The organism is Paenibacillus sp. AK121 (assembly GCF_019042715.1).
Lineage (GTDB): Bacteria > Bacillota > Bacilli > Paenibacillales > Paenibacillaceae > Paenibacillus > Paenibacillus polymyxa_C.
Genome location: NZ_JAHPJM010000001.1, coordinates 409,721 through 427,607 on the forward strand (window position 1 = coordinate 409,721; position 17,887 = coordinate 427,607).

General features: G+C 44.0%; 18 protein-coding genes. 9 read left to right on the forward strand and 9 right to left on the reverse strand.

What is annotated here, in order from left to right; translation table 11 throughout:
* Positions 1 to 230: 230 nt before the first annotated feature.
* The 5 genes from KSP24_RS01815 to aiiA form a co-directional block, all read right to left on the reverse strand.
* Positions 231 to 842, reverse strand: coding sequence for a TetR/AcrR family transcriptional regulator (locus tag KSP24_RS01815; protein WP_013372237.1), 612 nt, complete (start codon positions 840 to 842; stop codon positions 231 to 233).
* Between the two features lie 159 nt (positions 843 to 1,001).
* Positions 1,002 to 1,184: a hypothetical protein gene (locus KSP24_RS01820; RefSeq protein WP_216974334.1), complete on the reverse strand. Its 183-nt coding sequence runs from the start codon at positions 1,182 to 1,184 to the stop codon at positions 1,002 to 1,004.
* A gap of 29 nt (positions 1,185 to 1,213) precedes the next feature.
* Positions 1,214 to 2,602 (reverse strand): amidase, encoded by a 1,389-nt coding sequence (locus KSP24_RS01825; protein WP_216974335.1) that lies wholly within the window; start codon positions 2,600 to 2,602, stop codon positions 1,214 to 1,216.
* A 45-nt stretch (positions 2,603 to 2,647) separates the two neighbouring features.
* Entirely contained in the window at positions 2,648 to 3,970 is a 1,323-nt protein-coding gene (locus KSP24_RS01830) for an MFS transporter (protein WP_216974336.1), read from the reverse strand.
* Between the two features lie 14 nt (positions 3,971 to 3,984).
* Positions 3,985 to 4,743 carry a quorum-quenching N-acyl homoserine lactonase AiiA gene (aiiA, locus tag KSP24_RS01835; RefSeq protein ID WP_064962077.1) on the reverse strand — a complete coding sequence of 253 codons (759 nt, stop codon included), beginning with the start codon at positions 4,741 to 4,743 and terminating at the stop codon, positions 3,985 to 3,987.
* Positions 4,744 to 4,951: 208 nt separating this feature from the next.
* On the opposite strand from aiiA, the gene KSP24_RS01840 reads away from it, so the two are divergent.
* From KSP24_RS01840 to KSP24_RS01850, 3 genes are all read left to right on the forward strand, one after another.
* Entirely contained in the window at positions 4,952 to 5,155 is a 204-nt protein-coding gene (locus KSP24_RS01840; RefSeq protein ID WP_040103860.1) for a hypothetical protein, read from the forward strand.
* 144 nt (positions 5,156 to 5,299) lie between these two features.
* Positions 5,300 to 5,665, forward strand: a complete 366-nt coding sequence (locus KSP24_RS01845; RefSeq protein ID WP_225683670.1) for a hypothetical protein — start codon at positions 5,300 to 5,302, stop codon at positions 5,663 to 5,665.
* Positions 5,666 to 5,919: 254 nt separating this feature from the next.
* Complete coding sequence (locus tag KSP24_RS01850; protein ID WP_040103272.1) at positions 5,920 to 6,291, forward strand: hypothetical protein; 372 nt, start codon at positions 5,920 to 5,922, stop codon at positions 6,289 to 6,291.
* Positions 6,292 to 6,399: 108 nt separating this feature from the next.
* Here KSP24_RS01850 and sigK read toward each other — a convergent pair whose 3' ends face one another.
* Complete coding sequence (gene sigK, locus KSP24_RS01855) at positions 6,400 to 7,101, reverse strand: RNA polymerase sporulation sigma factor SigK (RefSeq protein ID WP_013372224.1); 702 nt, start codon at positions 7,099 to 7,101, stop codon at positions 6,400 to 6,402.
* Between the two features lie 385 nt (positions 7,102 to 7,486).
* Here sigK and KSP24_RS01860 point away from each other — a divergent pair, with 385 nt between their 5' ends.
* Positions 7,487 to 7,948 carry a 2-thiouracil desulfurase family protein gene (locus tag KSP24_RS01860; RefSeq protein WP_216974337.1) on the forward strand — a complete coding sequence of 154 codons (462 nt, stop codon included), beginning with the start codon at positions 7,487 to 7,489 and terminating at the stop codon, positions 7,946 to 7,948.
* Between the two features lie 105 nt (positions 7,949 to 8,053).
* On the opposite strand, the gene KSP24_RS01865 is transcribed toward KSP24_RS01860, so the two are convergent.
* The gene (locus KSP24_RS01865; RefSeq protein WP_216974338.1) at positions 8,054 to 8,803 is read right to left on the reverse strand and encodes a YdcF family protein; all 750 of its coding nucleotides are present in this window, start codon (positions 8,801 to 8,803) and stop codon (positions 8,054 to 8,056) included.
* Between the two features lie 147 nt (positions 8,804 to 8,950).
* Between KSP24_RS01865 and KSP24_RS01870 the strand changes: the two genes are divergently transcribed.
* From KSP24_RS01870 to KSP24_RS01890, 5 genes are all read left to right on the forward strand, one after another.
* Positions 8,951 to 9,838, forward strand: a complete 888-nt coding sequence (locus KSP24_RS01870) for a DMT family transporter (protein WP_013372220.1) — start codon at positions 8,951 to 8,953, stop codon at positions 9,836 to 9,838.
* Positions 9,839 to 10,005: 167 nt separating this feature from the next.
* The gene (locus KSP24_RS01875) at positions 10,006 to 10,782 is read left to right on the forward strand and encodes an NAD-dependent epimerase/dehydratase family protein (protein ID WP_025675177.1); all 777 of its coding nucleotides are present in this window, start codon (positions 10,006 to 10,008) and stop codon (positions 10,780 to 10,782) included.
* A 232-nt stretch (positions 10,783 to 11,014) separates the two neighbouring features.
* Positions 11,015 to 12,007 (forward strand): ABC transporter permease, encoded by a 993-nt coding sequence (locus KSP24_RS01880; protein WP_040103275.1) that lies wholly within the window; start codon positions 11,015 to 11,017, stop codon positions 12,005 to 12,007.
* Between the two features lie 18 nt (positions 12,008 to 12,025).
* The gene (locus KSP24_RS01885; protein WP_013372217.1) at positions 12,026 to 12,919 is read left to right on the forward strand and encodes a carbohydrate ABC transporter permease; all 894 of its coding nucleotides are present in this window, start codon (positions 12,026 to 12,028) and stop codon (positions 12,917 to 12,919) included.
* 111 nt (positions 12,920 to 13,030) lie between these two features.
* Positions 13,031 to 14,572, forward strand: coding sequence for an extracellular solute-binding protein (locus KSP24_RS01890; RefSeq protein ID WP_025675178.1), 1,542 nt, complete (start codon positions 13,031 to 13,033; stop codon positions 14,570 to 14,572).
* Between the two features lie 72 nt (positions 14,573 to 14,644).
* Here the strand turns inward: KSP24_RS01890 and KSP24_RS01895 are convergent, their stop codons facing one another.
* Together KSP24_RS01895 and exlX are read right to left on the reverse strand one after the other, a co-directional pair.
* A complete protein-coding gene (locus tag KSP24_RS01895; protein ID WP_216974339.1) occupies positions 14,645 to 16,906 on the reverse strand; it encodes an AraC family transcriptional regulator in 2,262 nt (753 codons plus the stop codon).
* A gap of 230 nt (positions 16,907 to 17,136) precedes the next feature.
* Positions 17,137 to 17,850, reverse strand: a complete 714-nt coding sequence (exlX, locus tag KSP24_RS01900; RefSeq protein WP_216974340.1) for an expansin ExlX — start codon at positions 17,848 to 17,850, stop codon at positions 17,137 to 17,139.
* Positions 17,851 to 17,887 lie beyond the last annotated feature (37 nt).

Here is a 17,887-nt window from a genome sequence, read left to right on the forward strand (position 1 = left end):
AGTCATTGGCAGAAAAAAAGGGTTGTCCCATAAGTCATAAAAATGACTAGGGACGTCCTATTCTCCAATTGTAAAACAATAAGAAACCGTTCCTGGGTAAAATGGAGGTACCACCCGACCATTTGAAAGGATATGGTTTCTTTGTACATTCAATATACCATTATGAGATAAAAAGAGGAGTTACGCAGGACTATCCCTCATCCATGTTATGTGGCTTTGTGGCCCCTCAATTAATGTCTATTAGCTCTTAAACCTTCAATAAATATGCGGTGTAATCCATCAAGAACTCGTTGGCTTGTAAAGCCTTCATCTTGGAGATGGTAATCGATATTGTGAAGCACGGCCAGCAGGGCTTCAATAGTATATGAAATGTCCACCCCGGATACGTCTCCCTGTTCAACGGCCTCATTTAGCAGATTTCTGCTTATATTGCGCATCCATTGACATAACGGAGATTGTAACGGACGATGCCCGGTTGAGGCCCGGCTGACCTCACAGAGCCAAGGAACTTTCGCTTCTAAAAAAGAGACATATCTTACGATTACATGGTAAAGCCGGTCCAAGGCAGCGGTTTCTGGGGATTGATCAAGAAATGCTTGAACTTCATCAAACAAAGGTTGGTATTCTTCATACGCGATCTCCTGACATATGTCGCCCTTATCCGAGTAGCGGCGGTATAGGCTTGCTTGTCCTACTCCAGCAGTCTTCGCAATCTGATGCATATTGACATTGTAAACACCGTTTTTGATGAAAAGTTCTCTAGCCGCCGCCAAAATTCGTCTTCGGTTTAACTCCTCTCTGGGAATTTTCAGAGAGACAGATTGCGATTCTGAATTCACCATAAACATCTCCCTTCGTCATTAATTTAACTGTTATTTAACACGAAAAACGGACAATATGTCCGTTTTTCGTGTATAGGACATGTTGTCCGTCTTCATAATTATAATACATTTCGTGAAAAATTAAAAATACATTCATTTGGGTGACCGATGAGCTTTTTTTTATTTCTTGGTATAGTGCTTTTTGTAAATTGGAGGCAAATGTGGTTCAATGCCCGATAGGTCCAGTTCCTTTAAACTTGCGATCGTATGAATAAACTGCTCGTATGCTTTTTTCTTGTCGCTCGTCGTATCTGTTCCGGTTTCGGTCCTGCTAACTTCAGAGTTAAATTGCTTTTGATCCATAGATTACCCTCCATCAAATATAGTCAGGCTTACAAATCCGGATGTCTCTTGTGCCAGTCTGTATTCATTTCATAAGTATTGCCGATACCTAGTACTGTTGCTTCTTCGAAGGGGCGGCCAATCAATTGCATATTAATCGGCAGACCGGAAGGTGAGAAGCCGCAAGGCATGCTCAGGCTAGGCAAGCCAGTCAAATTGGTCGGAAGCGTAAATGAGTTCAATCTGAATACACTAGCATCATCATCTGCACGCGGCGCAGTGATCGGTGTTGCTGGCGTCAACAAGATGTCGATTCCGGACAATGCATTCAAAAAATCATTGACAATTAGTTGCCGGGCCCGCTGAGACTGAAGGTAAATGGAAGCCGGAATATCTCTACTGCTTTCAAGAAACATTCGGACGTCCGGTCCATACTGTTCCAATTCTGTCTCAAGCCACTTCTCGTGGTACGAGTACATTTCCGTCATCATAATGGCCATCGTCGCACTTCTAACATGTTTGATCAGGGGCAGGCTAACTTCGATGATTTCTGCTCCCAGTTCTCGGAATTTATTGATAGCGGCCTTCATCGCAGCTTCCACTTCCGGCATCAAATCCTCGTAATAGTAGCTTGTCGGCAATCCGATACGCACACCCCTGAGACCATTCGGATACATCTTGATACCTGGCGCAGGCAGATCGACAGTCGATTCATCCTTTGGATCGAAGCCAGACATCACATCCAAGCACAGGGACGCATCCATGACACAGCGGGTTAACGGACCCGGGTGGTCCAATGACCAGGCCATTGGAATGATACCATACCGACTGACCCGACCGTACGTCGGCTTCATCCCTACGACACCGCACAAAGCAGCGGGTATGCGGATCGAACCTCCGGTATCCGAGCCTGTGCCCAGATAAGTAAGTCCAGCCGCTAAAGCAGAAGCCGAACCGCCGCTTGAACCTCCCGTTACAAGTTCAGTGTTCCACGGATTGAGGCAAGGACCGAAGTGCGGGCTAGTTGTTGTCAATCCCGCAGCGAACTCGTGAGTCTGTACTTTGCCTAGCAGAACTGTTCCAGCCTCATGTAGCTTAGCTGCAACCGTCGAATCGTAATCGGGGACGAAGCTGTTCAATATTTTTGAACCGGCAGTTGTTCGGATCCCTTTAGTGTAATATAGATCCTTATGAACGATGGGAATCCCGTGAAGGGGCCCTTTGTACCGACCATGCATAATATCGCGTTCCGATTGCTTCGCTTGTTCAATCGCCAGTTCGGACGTTTGGGTAACGAAAACGTTCAGTTTCGGATTCAAACGTTCGATGCGGTGAAGCGCATGTTCTGTAATCTCTACCGGGGATATTTTCCTTGTTCGGATCCCCTCGGCCAGCTCATGAATAGCAGCAAAGGACAGTTGGGAATTTAATTTACTCATCTATTCATCCTCCATATCTTTCGGACATGTCGTAAGTCTACCAAACTAATTACCATAGCTTCCGCTAGGATTTGCTTTTCTTGCGAATAAGTATGTCAGGATTGCCAACAGGGAAATGGTAAAATAAACAACAAAAAAAGGCATCTTTAGATCAATCAGTCGGCCGACCAGCGCAGGGCCGAATGCTCCGCCTAGGAGATAGGCCAGTGTGAAAATACCCATCCCCACACCCAGCTCAGCCGAACGGAGTGTCGTCGAAACTAAATTGCTGCTAGAGGTGAGGACACCGTTGAATCCAATCATAAGGATAATGATCAATATAGCGTCGATCCATGGCGGCAAATGTACGGATACCCCCAGTAGTATAAATCCGCTGATGACGAGACTTTGCGATATGACAAGCACGCGGGAGCTTCCGAAACGATCTGTCCAACCTCCGATCCGGGATCCGAGCAAGGCTGCACAGACGGCACCGGGAAGCATCAGCAGACCGATTTTACTAGTTGGTAGATGAAAGGAATTCTTCATCATGACAGGAAGAGTAAAGGTTAACCCCGTGTTGCATACGAAGGTAAGGAATCCAATCCCTAGAATTCGTCGGTAAGGAGCATTTTTCATGAAAGATGCATCGATAAATGGATGTTCTTTTTTCTGAATATGAGTACCGAACCATAGAAGAACTGCTGCTCCTGCAATGAGCATAAACCAATAGTTCGTAACCCCTAGCAACACCAACGCCAGTCCCGCGGAGAACAAAACAGCTCCGAGAAAATCGAATGAACCGCGGGCGTGTTTCTTGTCAGGAACATACTTGAATATCAAAGGGATAACAAATAGGCTCAGACTGGACACGATGAACAAAGCACGCCAGCCAAAGTATTGCTCCACGAAACCGCCGAACACAGGCCCGAAGCCGGAAGCAAAGGCGATTGTGGCGGATAAGGTTCCCAGCACCCGTCCCTTGACTGTAGGCTTAAAATACAGGGTTACTGCCGCATAAGACAGGGGAGAGATGGATGAGGCCCCTGCTGCCTGCAGCAGTCTTCCAATGATGACTTGCAAATATGAAGCTGCAAAAAAGCCGATCATAGAGCCGAAAGCTAAAAGGATTAAACCAATGACATACAGCTGGCGAAAGGAAAAGGACTCCGTTAACTTGCCGTAAGTACCGGCGCCGATAGCCATCAAAATGCTGTAACCGACCATAACCCAGCTCACCTGCGAGGAGGTCAGGGCAAAGTCAGCGGAAATCGAAGGTATAGACAAATTAAACATGGTCATATTGATGTTTCCGAAAATAATGAGCAAGCAAAGTGTCCCCATTAATTTCCGCTCATTGCCGGATAAAGCCATTGATTGAGTATCCATAGCCTGTTCCTCCATTACAGGAAGTCAGGAAAGGTGCGGCATTTTTGCGCCTGATCTCTATCGTGTCCCAAGAAAACATAGGACGGCCGAACATCCTGAATTAACTCCTGCATGCGAGTAATCGATTTGGCAGCCATCTCTTGATCGAATGTCAAGAACGGTACGCTATTCTCGAAGTTCTCCCGAGTATAAGCAACATCAATTGTCAGTAGCACTGGACCCGACTTTTCCGTTGTGACAAGGACTGATTGATGGCCAGGGGAATGACCCGGAGTGAATAAAATTTGAACCCCCGGAATCAATTCATGGTCACCCTCAATGATTTGATATTGTAAATCGGGCAGCCTGCACTCTAATGGAGAGTAATCCTCATTGTTTATGGCCGCATCATACTCTGCCCTTTGAATAAGGATCGGCGTATTGCGGAAATGCCCGTTTCCCCCAGAATGATCCAAGTGTAAATGGGAGCTAATGACCATTTGAATATCGTCAGGTCGATAACCGACACGCTTTAACACATTTACGATCGAGTCGCCGTCAGACATGCTGGGGACGACGCGCCCTTCACGTCTAGTCCCCTTGTAGTAATCGGGATTGTTGATAAAAGCGTCGGGCATTCCCGTATCGATGAGTATCGGCCCGCTGGTCGTTTCCAATAGAAAAGACCACACAGGCATTCCGACTAATTTCCCGGGGGCAAGGGTTCGATTAACTGCCGATTGATCTAGGAAACATTCACCTACAGGTAAAAAATACAACCTTTTGATATACATCCCAGTTTCACCCTTCATATTATAAATTCGGACAGTTTGTCCGTTTTGTTTTGATTATATCGGACAAATTGTCCGATGTCAATTTGTCATCGGCGGTTGGGCTTCGGCAAAAGCCTTACACCTGCAACAAGTAAAGATTGATTGAATAACTGCTACGGGCTGTGGAGTCGATCAGTTGGACTTAATTAATAAGGAAAGGATGAGTTTTATGAAACTAAGCCTAAGTCGAAAAGCTAATCTTGAAGGTATGCTGATAGGAGATCAAGTTACAATTGGAGGGCCGGCGGTAGAGGAGAACATCCGGTTTGAAGTATGGAGAAATGAATCGGGATTTGAAATTAAGGTTTTTGATCGATTGGAGAAGTGGCTAGCCTGCAGCCGGGTGCAGGTCGATATGTATGCCAATAATTGAGGACTTAAAAAGGGGGATTTTTTATATGTATACCAATACCTGGAAAGATTCTTTCGAAACCTGAGACACAGATATGATATCTTTTTGAATGCCGAAAAGAAGCCTGACCGTCTCATAATGCTCAAGTACCTGGTGGACGAGCTCATGGACAATAAGATAGATATTCATCTATATCATTTTGGTATGTATCTGCTCTACCCTTACGCATCCCGGAAGCAAGAAGAAGATGCAGAGGCAGTTGGCAAAAAGCGATCTGAGTCGATTAGTCATCTGCCACGATTTGAATTGAAAAGCAACGATGAATTTGTATCTGAAGTGTGGTCCGATTTAATCTTACGACGGTACCCCGAAGTAGGAGAGGAAATTGTGACAGTGCCCTCTTTTAGTCAGCTTAGAATACTATTTACAGCGGATAACTTCGGAATCACACTGGTTATTATTTCTAATTTGCTAAATATGTTGTTGTATATGATCTATATGAAACTCTCAATGAATGTATTCCTTAATTAAAAAAGGCATAATCATAAATGAGTGGCCAAACATTATAATAGCAACCAGTTATTTCATGAACTATACTAGCAATGGACGGGATAAGAACCTACGTAATTAAAAAATTCAAACGATATAGGAGGAAATAAGAAAAGGGTGCTATTTTCGGGTCTTTAACAAGCTCATTCTCAAGGCTAGGCTAATTTATATCGAAAAAGATTGAGAGAAACAATATAAATAACTATTTTAGGTGCGAGAAGGAGAATGTATGGAATATGAAAATATACTCTTATTATTTAGCAGATGGCGTATTCCCTTTGGATTGGGAAGTTTGTTTTAATACTGTTGAGGAATACAAAACCAAATTATTTGAGAAGTATACCGCTTCCCAAGAGTCCAATGATTTTGTAATAGGTGGATTTCATGTGCTTACCGATAAAATAGATGCAATTCTGAATTATGCTTTAGAGGATTTTCAAAAAGAATTTCCTCATAATTATGAGTTGCGTTGTCCCGCAATGATCTTCCCGTTGCCAAGAGGCGATGAGAGTAATGGTGCTGAGTTCGCTATTATTTTAAAACGAGATGAGGATGGAGATACGATAGTCTATTCCCCACTTCCATTGTCATATTTAGAAAAAAGTTAGTACTTATTTAAGAAAAAAGGAAAACAAATTGAAATTCAAATCATGAAAAAAGGCCCTTTATAGGGCCTCCAAATAGTCAAAAGTTCTAGGTAGGTATCTGTTTATTCATTATCCCTTCTGCTTGTAAAATTCATGGTATAACTTCATCAACGCACGCTTTTCAATTCGTGATACATACGAGCGAGAAATTCCCAGTTCTCGTGCAATTTCCCGCTGTGTTCGTTCTTCTCCTCCGGCTTCCAGGCCGAATCGGCCAATTACCACTTCTTTTTCACGTTCATCTAAAATATCCAGATTGCGATAGATTTTGCTCTTCTCGATTTTGAGCTGTACCTTATCTACAATATCGTCCGCCTCGGAACCGAGGATATCAATTAAAGTAATCTCGTTGCCTTCCTTGTCAGTCCCAATAGGATCGTGGAGAGATACGTCTTTACGTGTTTTTTTCAGGGATCTTAAATGCATCAGGATCTCATTTTCTATACAACGGGCTGCAAATGTTGCCAGTTTTGTTCCTTTCCCGGTCTGAAAGCTTTCAATAGCTTTGATCAGTCCAATGGTGCCGATGGATATAAGATCCTCCAAATCTTCGCCGGTGTTGTCAAATTTTTTCACAATATGGGCCACCAGCCTTAGGTTATGTTCAATAAGTGTGTTACGGGAATGTGCGTTGCCTTCGGCAAACAGCTTTAGGTGTCGAGCTTCCTCTTTCTCAGTCAATGGCTGCGGAAAGGCGTTGTTTTTCACGTAGGAAACGAGTAGCGTCAATTCCTTGATGAACAGAGCGATAGCACTAAATAGTCCGGGCACGGATGACACCTCCTGAGGTAGTTGCGAACTTACGACCTTTGTTACTTACCAGGCTTGCGGTCTGTTTATTGTATGTAGGCAGGTGCCCATCCGTGCCTGTACTCCGAAAACTGCTTCGTAACAAATTGACGGATATCTTTCTTGAGCAGCATTAATACATAATTCAAAACGTCAGGAGCATTATCAATATGCAGGATCATGAGTGTGTCATCAATTGCACGACATCCTTATCTAAGGAAAGATTTCACTTGGTTTATTGGATGCCCGCAGAAGCAACAACCGTTAGAGAGAGACATCAAGTCTACATTTTGAACGATGACTCTACGAGGAAATTTGTTTATACTTTAATTACTTAATATGAAAGCAATGGATATGAGGTGAACTAATGATTCTGGTAAGTTCATGTTTGGCAGGCATGAAGGTGCGATATAACGGGACGGATAGCCTGGATGTACATATTCAGAAGTTGGTAGAGGAAAAAAAGGCAATGACGATCTGCCCCGAGCTACTTGGGGGCTTTATGACGCCGAGAGAGCCTGCTGAGATTGTTGGAGGGACAGGGGAGGATGTGCTGAGTGGCACAGCTAAGGTGATCGAGTTTTCAGGCAATGATGTCAGTGATAAGTACATTAGAGGTGCGTACGAAGCTCTGCATATAGCCAGAGAGGTTAACGCGTCACTTATTGTTTTAAAAGAAAATAGTCCGTCCTGTGGGTCGGCAGCGATCTATAATGGGGCATTCGAAAACCGTAAAATCGCAGGCAACGGGGTAACCTCGGCTTTGTTAAAAAGGGAAGGCTTTAAAGTTATTTCAGAAGAACAAATATCGGAAATTTTCTTGCATTAGAATATGTAATGGTAGATCAAGCGTCTTGATCGCTTACTAGCTTATAAACTGCGGGCGCAAGACGCTTGTTTTGTGCTGTGTCCGTTTTACACCTGTGTATCAACATTATTTAAGCTTTAATGCCAAAATTCCTAAATACTCTTTGAGGGCTGTCCCGGTTGTAGATATGGCCCCAGCAGACGGTGAGAGCTTGGCAGCATACAGTGACAATTTTTCACTTGCCAGATAGTCGGTTGGATAAGCTGTCGTTTGCATACCTGCGCGCTGAAATTCCATTGCAGCACGTGGCATATGGAATGCGGAGGTCACCAGAATAGGTTTTGTGAGCTGGTGCTGTTTTAGGATTTTGGAGGTATATACGGCATTTTGCTGTGTATTCAAGGAACGATTTTCGATGAAGATATCCTTTGCCGGAATACCCAGTCCTAATAGCTGCCTCTGCGCAATATTCGCTTCATTACCACTGTCTCCAAACACTTGTCCACCGGAAAAAAGGATAGGTAGACCTGTTGCTTCATGCAGTCTAGCCGCAGTGAGCAGTCGGTTGGCCGCAGACCCTAGCAGATTACCTTGTCCATTGATGTCGGGAGTTCCCTCTGTAGCTCCGCCCCCAAGTACGACAATAACATCCCCTTGAACAGTAAGGGGCTGTGGGTACTGCTTTTCTAGGCTACGAATTAACACATCTCCAGCCAAATTGGTCGATGAAATATACAGCAGCAATGTGACAAGGAGCAGTACAATCGCAGGTTTACGCGCCCGTTTCCATAGCCAGATTACAAGCCCTGCCATCACGAGGATAAACAAACCGGGAGGAAGCACGAAGCTGTATAGAAATTTGATGAAATAAATCAAGTGCTGATAACCTCCTATCCTTATAAGTTCTATCTATTGGATACATTGTAACATAGGCAATTGACTGGATTCCTCTGTTGATAAAGTTGTCTTGTAGGCGTAATATATAAAATCTAGTGATTTTTTTCATAGAGGAGCGAGAGCATCATGGGAGAGTTAACGACAGCCAAGCGGATAATGATGATCGCGCTACTGGTTGTATTGTGGGGCATTTCTTGGCCCATCTATAAAGTTGCACTGGAATACACGCCGCCCCTTTTGTTTGCAGGGCTACGTACACTGTTGGGTGGACTGCTATTGGGAGCGATTTTAGCACCGAGATGGAATCGTATTCGCTGGAAAGAAAATTGGCGGGTGTATGCTATTTCAGGTATTTTTAACGTAGTCCTATTTTATGGTTTGCAAACAGTGGGTCTGATGTATGTTCCATCTGGCTTGTTCTCTGTGTTGGTATATCTTCAGCCGGTGCTAGTCGGCATTTTTGCATGGATGTGGCTGGGAGAATCAATGTCCAAACTCAAGGTGATTGGATTGATCATTGGCTTTCTAGGTGTGGCAGCTGTCAGTGTCGGAGGGTTTTCAGGACATGTGGCTATCGCAGGTGTAATTATCGCCATTATTACAGCAGTGAGCTGGGCATTGGGAACCGTATATGTGAAAAAGGTCAACCAGCGTGTGGATTCGTTGTGGCTGGTCGCATTTCAATGTACACTTGGAGGCATCGTGTTAACAGGAGCTGGATCGGTTACGGAAAGCTGGTCGGACATCGTGTGGAATGTTCCGTATGTGTCAGGGCTGGTATTCGGAACTGTGCTGGGAATTTCACTATCCTGGCTGCTGTATTTCACGTTGGTCAATTCGGGGGATGCCAGTAAGGTCGCTTCCTATACGTTTTTGGTGCCTGTGATTTCAGTATTTGTCAGTTCTATGCTGCTTCACGAATCGATTACGGCTTTTCTGCTAATCGGTCTGGTATTAATCGGCTTTAGCATTTATCTGGTTAATCGCAGAGTGAGGGTAGTACGGCAAGCTTGAAATTAATATCTTAAAAAAAGCAACAAGTAAGGACTCTGCTCAGGTAGCAGGGTCCTTTTTTATAGGTAACAGAATGCAGTGAATGATAGTAACAAGGTTCCCTCTCTAGGTAGTTGGTTAAGCTATGGATGACGGCACACTGTCAAAGAAGAAGGGAGATGCGGACGATGGCACGGAAATTGTTGATTACAGGAGCGGCGGGCACAATTGGGAAAGTACTCTATGAAGGGCTAAAAGCGGAAGGAAGATATAAAATAACCGCCGCAGATGTAAGGAGGGATGAAGAAGCAGGGATTGTCGAACTGGATATACATGATGCTGCAAGATTGGCTGAGCTTACACACGGAGTGGATACGGTACTACATTTTGCATGGATTAAGGATGAAGGGGACTTTCTCGGCAAAGTGCTGTCTGGCAATGTAAGCGGAGCTTATAAGCTGTATGAAGCTGCGGTTAAAAATGGGGTAAAACGCATTATTTTTGCCAGTTCCAATCATGCCACGGGGTTTTATAGAGTAGGCGAAACCATAGATGTAGAAGATCCCTACCGACCAGATAGTTTTTATGGATTGAGTAAGTGCTATATTGAACTGCTAGGACGGCTGTATGCCGATCAGGGCAAAATATCTTCAATTAATATCCGTATCGGTAATTTTCCTGGGGATGATCGACCGCATTCGGAGCGCGCTGCTCATATTTGGATCTCTGAGCGCGATATGATCCATCTGACCGTCTGCTGTATCGAGGCCCCTTCAGAGATGAATTATCTTAATTTGTATGGGACATCAGCCAATACGGATAATTATTATGATATTGGCTACTTGGAAGAACGAATCGGATATAAGCCGCAGGATAATGCTGCTGAGTTGCTGGAGCAGGCCAAGAAAATTGGATTTCATGTGAAACAAGATGAAACCACTTTTCAGGGTGGACAAAAGGAATAGAGCAGATTGTCCAAATGTGCTTTATAATAGGCTTAAGGCGTCGATCAGGCGCCTCTTATTACACAAAACTTCACAAATATCCGAATTGTTCACTCCTCTAGACACTCCTTTGTTCATGAAGCATGAGAGGCTTCACTTTTCATTTGAATGCGCTTACATACTATATAGTTATACGGCGGCGATGCTACAAACCTTGCAGTCGGTAATGTATATAGAGGGGGAGTGACTCACATTGAATCAGCCTATGCCCAAAAATTCTGCACTGCTTACGACGGATTCCCGCTTGAACGGTAGGCTGGGAACAGGTAGGAAACACGGTTTCTTCTATGAACTGATCCGCAATCGAGTATTATTTCTGATGTTGTTGCCCACTTTAATCTTTTTCTTCATAAATTCATACATTCCTATGGTCGGCATCTATTATGCATTTACCCAGTTCGACTTCAATACCAGCCTTTTTGAGGCCCAGTTCGTCGGACTCCAGAATTTTCGCTTTCTATGGCAATCCGGCACGCTGACAAAATTGACATTGAATACGGTTGGATACAACGCGGCTTTTATCTTACTCGGCAACGTGTTAGCGATTGTCCTTGCCATTTTACTGAATGAGTTGCGAGGTCGCTACTTTAAAAAGATCACTCAATCTGTGATGTTTCTGCCATATTTTGTTTCCTTCGTTATTCTAAGTGTCATCGTGTATAACATATTTAATTATGATAATGGTTTTCTGAACACGCTGCTGCTGCAATTCGGCGGTGAACGCGTGGATGTGTATAACAAACCATGGGTGTGGATTTTCTTGATTATCCTGTTCTATTTGTGGAAAAATCTCGGCTACAGTATGGTAATCTACCTAGCAGCGATTACAGGGATCAGTGACGAATATTATGAGGCAGCTAAAATAGACGGAGCTAACATTTTTCAACGAATCTGGTACATTACCGTTCCTATGCTCAAGTCAACATTCGTTGTGCTGTTGTTATTTGCGCTGGGTAGTATTATGAAAGGACAATTTGATCTATTCTATCAGTTAATTGGTAATAACGGAGTGCTGTACAATACGACAGATATTTTGGACACTTATGTGTATCGTTCCTTGAAAGTGACTTTTGATGTGGGTATGGCTTCGGCGGCAGGCGTGTACCAATCCTTGTTCGGATTTGTACTGATCATGACCGTGAACTATATCATCCGCAAGCTGAACGACGAATATGCCTTATTCTAGAAAGGAGGACCGAAACGGATGGCGATCAAAGAGGATGTATACACTCGGATTTTTAAAGTCATTTCTTATGTGGTTATCATTGTGGCATCCATTGCTTGTTTACTTCCGTTCCTACTTATTATCTCGGCTTCACTAACCAGTAATGAATCGATTATCAGGGATGGTTATCACTTTATTCCACAGCAATTCTCGCTGGAAGGATACCGGACGGTGTTCACCTTTCCTGAAGAGGTGTTAAGGGCGTACGGGGTGACGATTTTTACCACGGTTGTAGGCACGACATTGGGCCTGTTCCTGATGACGATGGCCGGATATGTGCTGGCGCGTAAAGATTTTAAATACCGCAATGCGTTTTCATTCTATATTTACTTTACGACGTTGTTCGGAGGCGGCTTGGTACCTTGGTACATTATGCTGACGAAGTATTTAGGGCTGCTAGATACGTACACAGTGTTGATTTTCCCAGGATTAATGACTCCATTTCTGATCATTTTGATGAAAAACTTCATTCGTTCCTCCATGCCGGAAGAGCTGTTCGAGTCTGCTAAAATTGATGGTGCGGGTGATTTTAAAATATATTATCGAATTGTACTGCCTTTATCTACACCGGGTATTGCCACTGTGGGGCTGTTTCTGGCCTTGGCTTACTGGAATGACTGGTTCTCATCCTCACTCTTTATTAATGACCCGCATAAATACCAGTTGCAATATTATCTGTACAATGTAATTAACTCCATGCAATTTATCGCTCAAATGGGTGCAGGTACCGGCGTGTCCCTTTCCAACGATATGCCGACAGAGTCGACCAAAATGGCAATGGCGATCGTGGTTACGGGTCCTATTTTACTACTGTATCCGTTCATTCAGCGTTACTTTGTCAAGGGATTGACCATTGGTGCGGTAAAAGGATAAAGCGGCACTACAGAGCTGGGATGGCATGACGTGCTGACGGCGTGCCATCCAAGCAGCACTTTTTGTAAGGGTTTTATTAAAACAGACTACCATTTCAAAGGGAGGATTCACATGACATTCACAAAGAAAAGAAAACAACGCATGTCCATCCTGATTGCAGTAATGGTCATCATGGCGCTCTTAGCTGGATGTGGAGGCGGTAGCGGAAACAGCGCACAAAAAGCAAATGGAGAGGATGATAAATCCCAAAAAGTACAGCTGCAATTTTATATGTTGGGTGATGCTCCTAAGGATCTGCCTACCATTGAGGCAGAGATCAATAAGTTGGCAGAAAAAGATCTGAATGCCACCGTCAAATTTAACTATACGACGTGGACCGACTGGGATCAAAAATATAAGCTGTTATTGTCTTCGGGTCAGCCTATCGACCTGATCTTCACTGCAGATTGGACGCAGTATCAGGCCTATGCCAAGAAGGGCGCTTTCCTGCCGTTAGACGATCTGCTGCCTAAGGCCGCACCTGCCTTGCAAAAATTTGTACCTCAGGATATGTGGGATGGGGTTAAAATCGGAGGCAAAATTTATACTGTACCTGGCACGTATAAAGAATATGTCACAAACGGTTTTGTATGGCGTGAGGATTTACGCGAAAAGTACAATTTGCCTAAACCGACCGATATCAAAAGTTACGAGGCTTATATGGATGGGATACGTCAGCATGAGCCAAATATGAAAACCGTATCTCTGAACAGCGATATCAAGGGAAATCTGCATGATCGATATACCGAATTAGTAACAAAGAGTGTGGGTGCTTTGCCTTATGGCATTGGTATCAAATATGAAAAACCAACAGAGGTATATAAGTATTGGGGCTCAGATGAACAAAAAGAAGAGCTGAATACTTACAAACGCTGGGCTGATAAAGGATTCATTCCTAAAAACGTATTAAACGTAAAAGATACGCTTCAGGATCAAGTCACTTCTGGTAAAGCAGCGAGTATTTTCGGCGACAATCCAACCCGCTTTAATGACATGGTCATTAAGCTCAAAGCATCCCACCCGGACTGGAAGCTTGAGTACTATCCATTCCCGCTGACAACGGGTTATGCAACTCCGGTGCATCCGATTCATAATGGCTTTGCAATTCCAAAAAGCAGCCCGAACCCAGCCCGCGCATTGGCCTTTTATGAGAAGCTGGTGACAGACAAACGCTATAACCTGCTTACGCAATATGGTATCGAAGGCAAAAACTACGAAGTCAAAGATGGTTACTATCAAATGATAGGTAGCGGTAGTACGAATGGATTTTCACGGGAAGGTATGAACAGCTGGGCTTGGCGTAACCCGGAATACATGTTATTTGATTCAGGTTTTGACCGTGTGAAGAAGATTTTTGCTGAGCTGGATAAAATCCAGAAGCCTGACCTGTTTACCGGCTTTGCAGAGGATTATACGACCTACCAAGCAGAAAAAGCAGCGTTGGAACAGGTTGAGAAGCAATACCTGTACCCGCTCCAAGCTGGACTGATCGACAACGTTGATCAAGGTCTTGAGACCTTCATGCAAAAGGCGAACCAAGCTGGCTTAGAGAAAATTCAAACCGAATATACAAAACAATGGAAAGCCTATGTGAAGGAGAAGGGGATCAAGTAAAACATAAGAGCAGTGATACAAAGCAGAAAAGCAAGTCTCCAGAAAATTGGAGGCTTGCTTTTTTGATGTTACCTATTGCGCATTCGCTTTAGAACGGCGAAAATCTGTGGGCGTCACGCCCAAGCTACGTTTGAACATACGGTGGAAATAAGAGCTACTCGCAAACCCGGTTTGTTCTGCCACGTCAGCCACTGACCAGTCGGTCTGTTCCAGCAGCTCACAGGCCTTGCGAATACGGAGCTGCTGGATGACGTCCACGATGGTAGACATGGTTTGTTGCTTATAAAGCCTGCTGACATAAATTGGAGACAAATCCAACTCTTCCGCAATCTGATTGAGACAGAAATTAGGATCTGTATAGGCCTGTTCCATTCGCTCATTGATCTGTTGCACCAAGCGTTCTTGCTTCGTATTTCGTTTTTCCGCTAGACTGGAGCGAATCTGATCAAAGACTAATTGGTAATGATCAATAAGATCCTCGGCGGTCTCTAATCGATCTGCGGATGGTAATTCAGGTTTAGATTCGATAGCAAATCCATTGAGTTCACTTATATGCCGAACGGCATTATTCACACTCATGATGAGCCGGGATATTGCCACCCGAACAGAGGAAAACGGATATTTCTCCATATGCATCAACAGATCTTTGAACATCCGGTGCGCATCCTCCGTATGACCAGATAGCAGCGTATCCAGCAATTTTTTTTCTTTATCCGATGGATACACATAAGTATTTTGGAAATCTTCATCTGTAGTGTCTCGCGCATTAATAATACAGCCATGACCCTGAAAAAAACGGTGCATAGATGCGTTCTCTACCTGGCGGTACAGCAGATGTAGCCGTTCTGGTTGACTGGTAATCGCGCTGTACGTTAGTGATACACTCAGCTTCAAATATTCAAAACAAGCTTCACGTATTTGGCGTAATAGGGTCTCCAGTAGTACCGTGTCTGTATGTTCCGCAGGGTCTAGAATGTTGAGCATCAGCAGGACGCTATCCTCATCCATATCAACGGTTTCCACCCGGTATGTCTGCCCGCATATTTCGGAAGCGATATTCATGATTGCAAACTTGTAGGGTAGCAGATCAGGTCCACGCTCGCTTTGCCATCGGGCATATTCATCTATGCGCAGGAGTACAAGGCGATAGTCTTTGTCGAACTGGAACGTAATCCCGAGCTCGCGCAGTCGTTCCGGTTCTTCACCAGCAGGAAGATTTCGGATTCCCCTAATCACATTCCGTAAAATGTTTTGCCGGATCGTATACATACTGTTGCGTTTTTCCGATTCCAGTGAATTCATATGCACAACAATTTGGCCAATAGGCGTATACAACATTTTGGACAGCAGCCAGGAAGCCACAAATCCTGCCATTCCGATGATGGCTGCGATCAGTACCATGGCATTACGAATAACACTCGCCATTTTGATAACGCTTTCATACGGTGTGACACTAATATACTGCCAACCTAGTCCATCCGGGGAAGTATAGGAAATCAGTGATCTTTTACCATGAAATTCTTCTACAAAATAGCCTGTTTCCTGTTTTTTGACTCTGGTATGCAGCCATAGCTGTTCTTTTTCGTTCAAAGCTTCGTCTGTCAACGTCGTCCCAGATAACAGTCTGCCTTGATCGTCTAAAATATAAGCGGTCCCGCCTGAGATGGGGCTCGCCGCCATTTCCTTGTTCATCCAGGCCGCCGATACATTCACAATCACTGCCGAATTTATCGCTTCGTTCGAGTTGATTGCGTCATAACATAAATACGTATAGGCTGCGATGTCTGGGCTTGCTTGCTCTAGGCCAGCCCCGGAGTCTGAGGCAGACAGCAACGGATACGTACGTGGGATAGGCGTAAAGGGTTTGTAGTCCTGATAATGATCGAGCACGCGAATGATATCTGTATCAGCCAGTTCATGTTTGCTGAATAACCCGTTTTGGCCTTGTGATGACGCAATGTAGAAAGTGTCACTTTTAGGGTTATACACATAAATGGATTCAATATACGGCATGGAGTTAAGATAATTATTTAATTCGGTCATGGCAGCGGTTACATCATATACATTGGGTTTGGGATAATACAACAGCTTGGATAGGGTACTGCTGCGGTACATTTGGAATGCCAACGATTGAGCAATAGATGTCATGTTGATGACCTCTTTGCTTCTCAACGTCAAGCTATTGTGATTGGCTTCGAACGCCTGCTCCTTTTCCACGCGGATATAGTAGAAATAATATACAGTGGTGGATACCAACAATGTTAGTGTTATACATAACGTAATGCTGACCAGCAATTTGCTGTGTAGCTTATGATGCTTTTTGAAATTGCTCATATGAACAGGCCTCCTGTCTGTGTGCACGTAGCTGTAAAGTACACCCTATTTATGTATTCATTATACGTATGATCTTATGAACAGGACAGTGAACAAACCGATTCTTTGTGAAAAATAATGATTTTTCCGTAAAAAGACCGAGAACACGTATACGCAAACTGGATTGCGTCGGTTCCCGGCCGTTTTTATTGGTTCAAATGAAAAGAAGCAAAGATGAGGCGGCAATTCAATCAGTCTGGAAATTGAACATTACCTTTAACGATATAGGCTTGGCCTGTGCCATTTTCGGCTAGAGCTGGGATGCTATCGTTCAGTACGACACCACGAATGTCCGTAATCCGTATTTTCAGAGGCTGTTTTCCTAAGTTAGTGCCCAGAAAGTGGTTGTAATCCTGTTTTTCGAGATTGAGCCATTGTCCGTTTTGTTGGACTTCCATTTTTAAGACCGGATATTTATGATTGCGTACTTGAATGGCTGCCCACCATTGGCTACTGCCTTCTTTAATGCGGTAGAAGACATTGCCGCTAACCGGAGCTTTGACAACTTTCCATGAAATATTGATTTTTCCATCCTTTTGATTGCCGATCAGGTTGAAGGCATTCGGAGATAGATCAAGTGCGCCACTCGGACCCTCAGGATATAAATCTGTTACATAGACTGTCGTTTTTCCTTTGGGGCCTTGAACTTCCAGATAAGCTCCAGCTAATGCGGCTTTGATTCCGTTATAATTCAGTTGTGTGGGGTTAAGCGCTGTAATTTTGGCATCAGAAGGGATAGGGTCAAGCAGTAATGCTCCTCCAGAGTAACCTGATCCTGTATATGTGGCGTACCCGGTGTATGTATCATTCCAAGCAGCTGAAGCGGGCAGGGCGAACAATACGACACTTAGCAACGATGTCAGACCGATAGTTTTGAACTTTCGAAACAGAGATTTTTCTCGCATAATCATTTCCTCCTTGTTCATTTAATAGATTTATATA

What these genes read in the sequence shown, in the direction of transcription:
- KSP24_RS01875 (WP_025675177.1), top strand. Translation starts at nt 10,006, where the DNA reads ATGGCACGGAAATTGTTGATTACAGGAGCGGCGGGCACAATTGGGAAA.
- KSP24_RS01820 (WP_216974334.1), bottom strand. Translation starts at nt 1,184, where the DNA reads ATGGATCAAAAGCAATTTAACTCTGAAGTTAGCAGGACCGAAACCGGA.
- KSP24_RS01885 (WP_013372217.1), top strand. Translation starts at nt 12,026, where the DNA reads ATGGCGATCAAAGAGGATGTATACACTCGGATTTTTAAAGTCATTTCT.
- KSP24_RS01830 (WP_216974336.1), bottom strand. Translation starts at nt 3,970, where the DNA reads ATGGATACTCAATCAATGGCTTTATCCGGCAATGAGCGGAAATTAATG.
- KSP24_RS01860 (WP_216974337.1), top strand. Translation starts at nt 7,487, where the DNA reads ATGATTCTGGTAAGTTCATGTTTGGCAGGCATGAAGGTGCGATATAAC.
- KSP24_RS01825 (WP_216974335.1), bottom strand. Translation starts at nt 2,602, where the DNA reads ATGAGTAAATTAAATTCCCAACTGTCCTTTGCTGCTATTCATGAGCTG.
- KSP24_RS01895 (WP_216974339.1), bottom strand. Translation starts at nt 16,906, where the DNA reads ATGAGCAATTTCAAAAAGCATCATAAGCTACACAGCAAATTGCTGGTC.
- exlX (WP_216974340.1), bottom strand. Translation starts at nt 17,850, where the DNA reads ATGCGAGAAAAATCTCTGTTTCGAAAGTTCAAAACTATCGGTCTGACA.
- aiiA (WP_064962077.1), bottom strand. Translation starts at nt 4,743, where the DNA reads ATGTATATCAAAAGGTTGTATTTTTTACCTGTAGGTGAATGTTTCCTA.
- KSP24_RS01845 (WP_225683670.1), top strand. Translation starts at nt 5,300, where the DNA reads ATGGACAATAAGATAGATATTCATCTATATCATTTTGGTATGTATCTG.
- KSP24_RS01890 (WP_025675178.1), top strand. Translation starts at nt 13,031, where the DNA reads ATGACATTCACAAAGAAAAGAAAACAACGCATGTCCATCCTGATTGCA.
- KSP24_RS01870 (WP_013372220.1), top strand. Translation starts at nt 8,951, where the DNA reads ATGGGAGAGTTAACGACAGCCAAGCGGATAATGATGATCGCGCTACTG.
- KSP24_RS01815 (WP_013372237.1), bottom strand. Translation starts at nt 842, where the DNA reads ATGGTGAATTCAGAATCGCAATCTGTCTCTCTGAAAATTCCCAGAGAG.
- KSP24_RS01850 (WP_040103272.1), top strand. Translation starts at nt 5,920, where the DNA reads ATGAAAATATACTCTTATTATTTAGCAGATGGCGTATTCCCTTTGGAT.
- KSP24_RS01840 (WP_040103860.1), top strand. Translation starts at nt 4,952, where the DNA reads ATGAAACTAAGCCTAAGTCGAAAAGCTAATCTTGAAGGTATGCTGATA.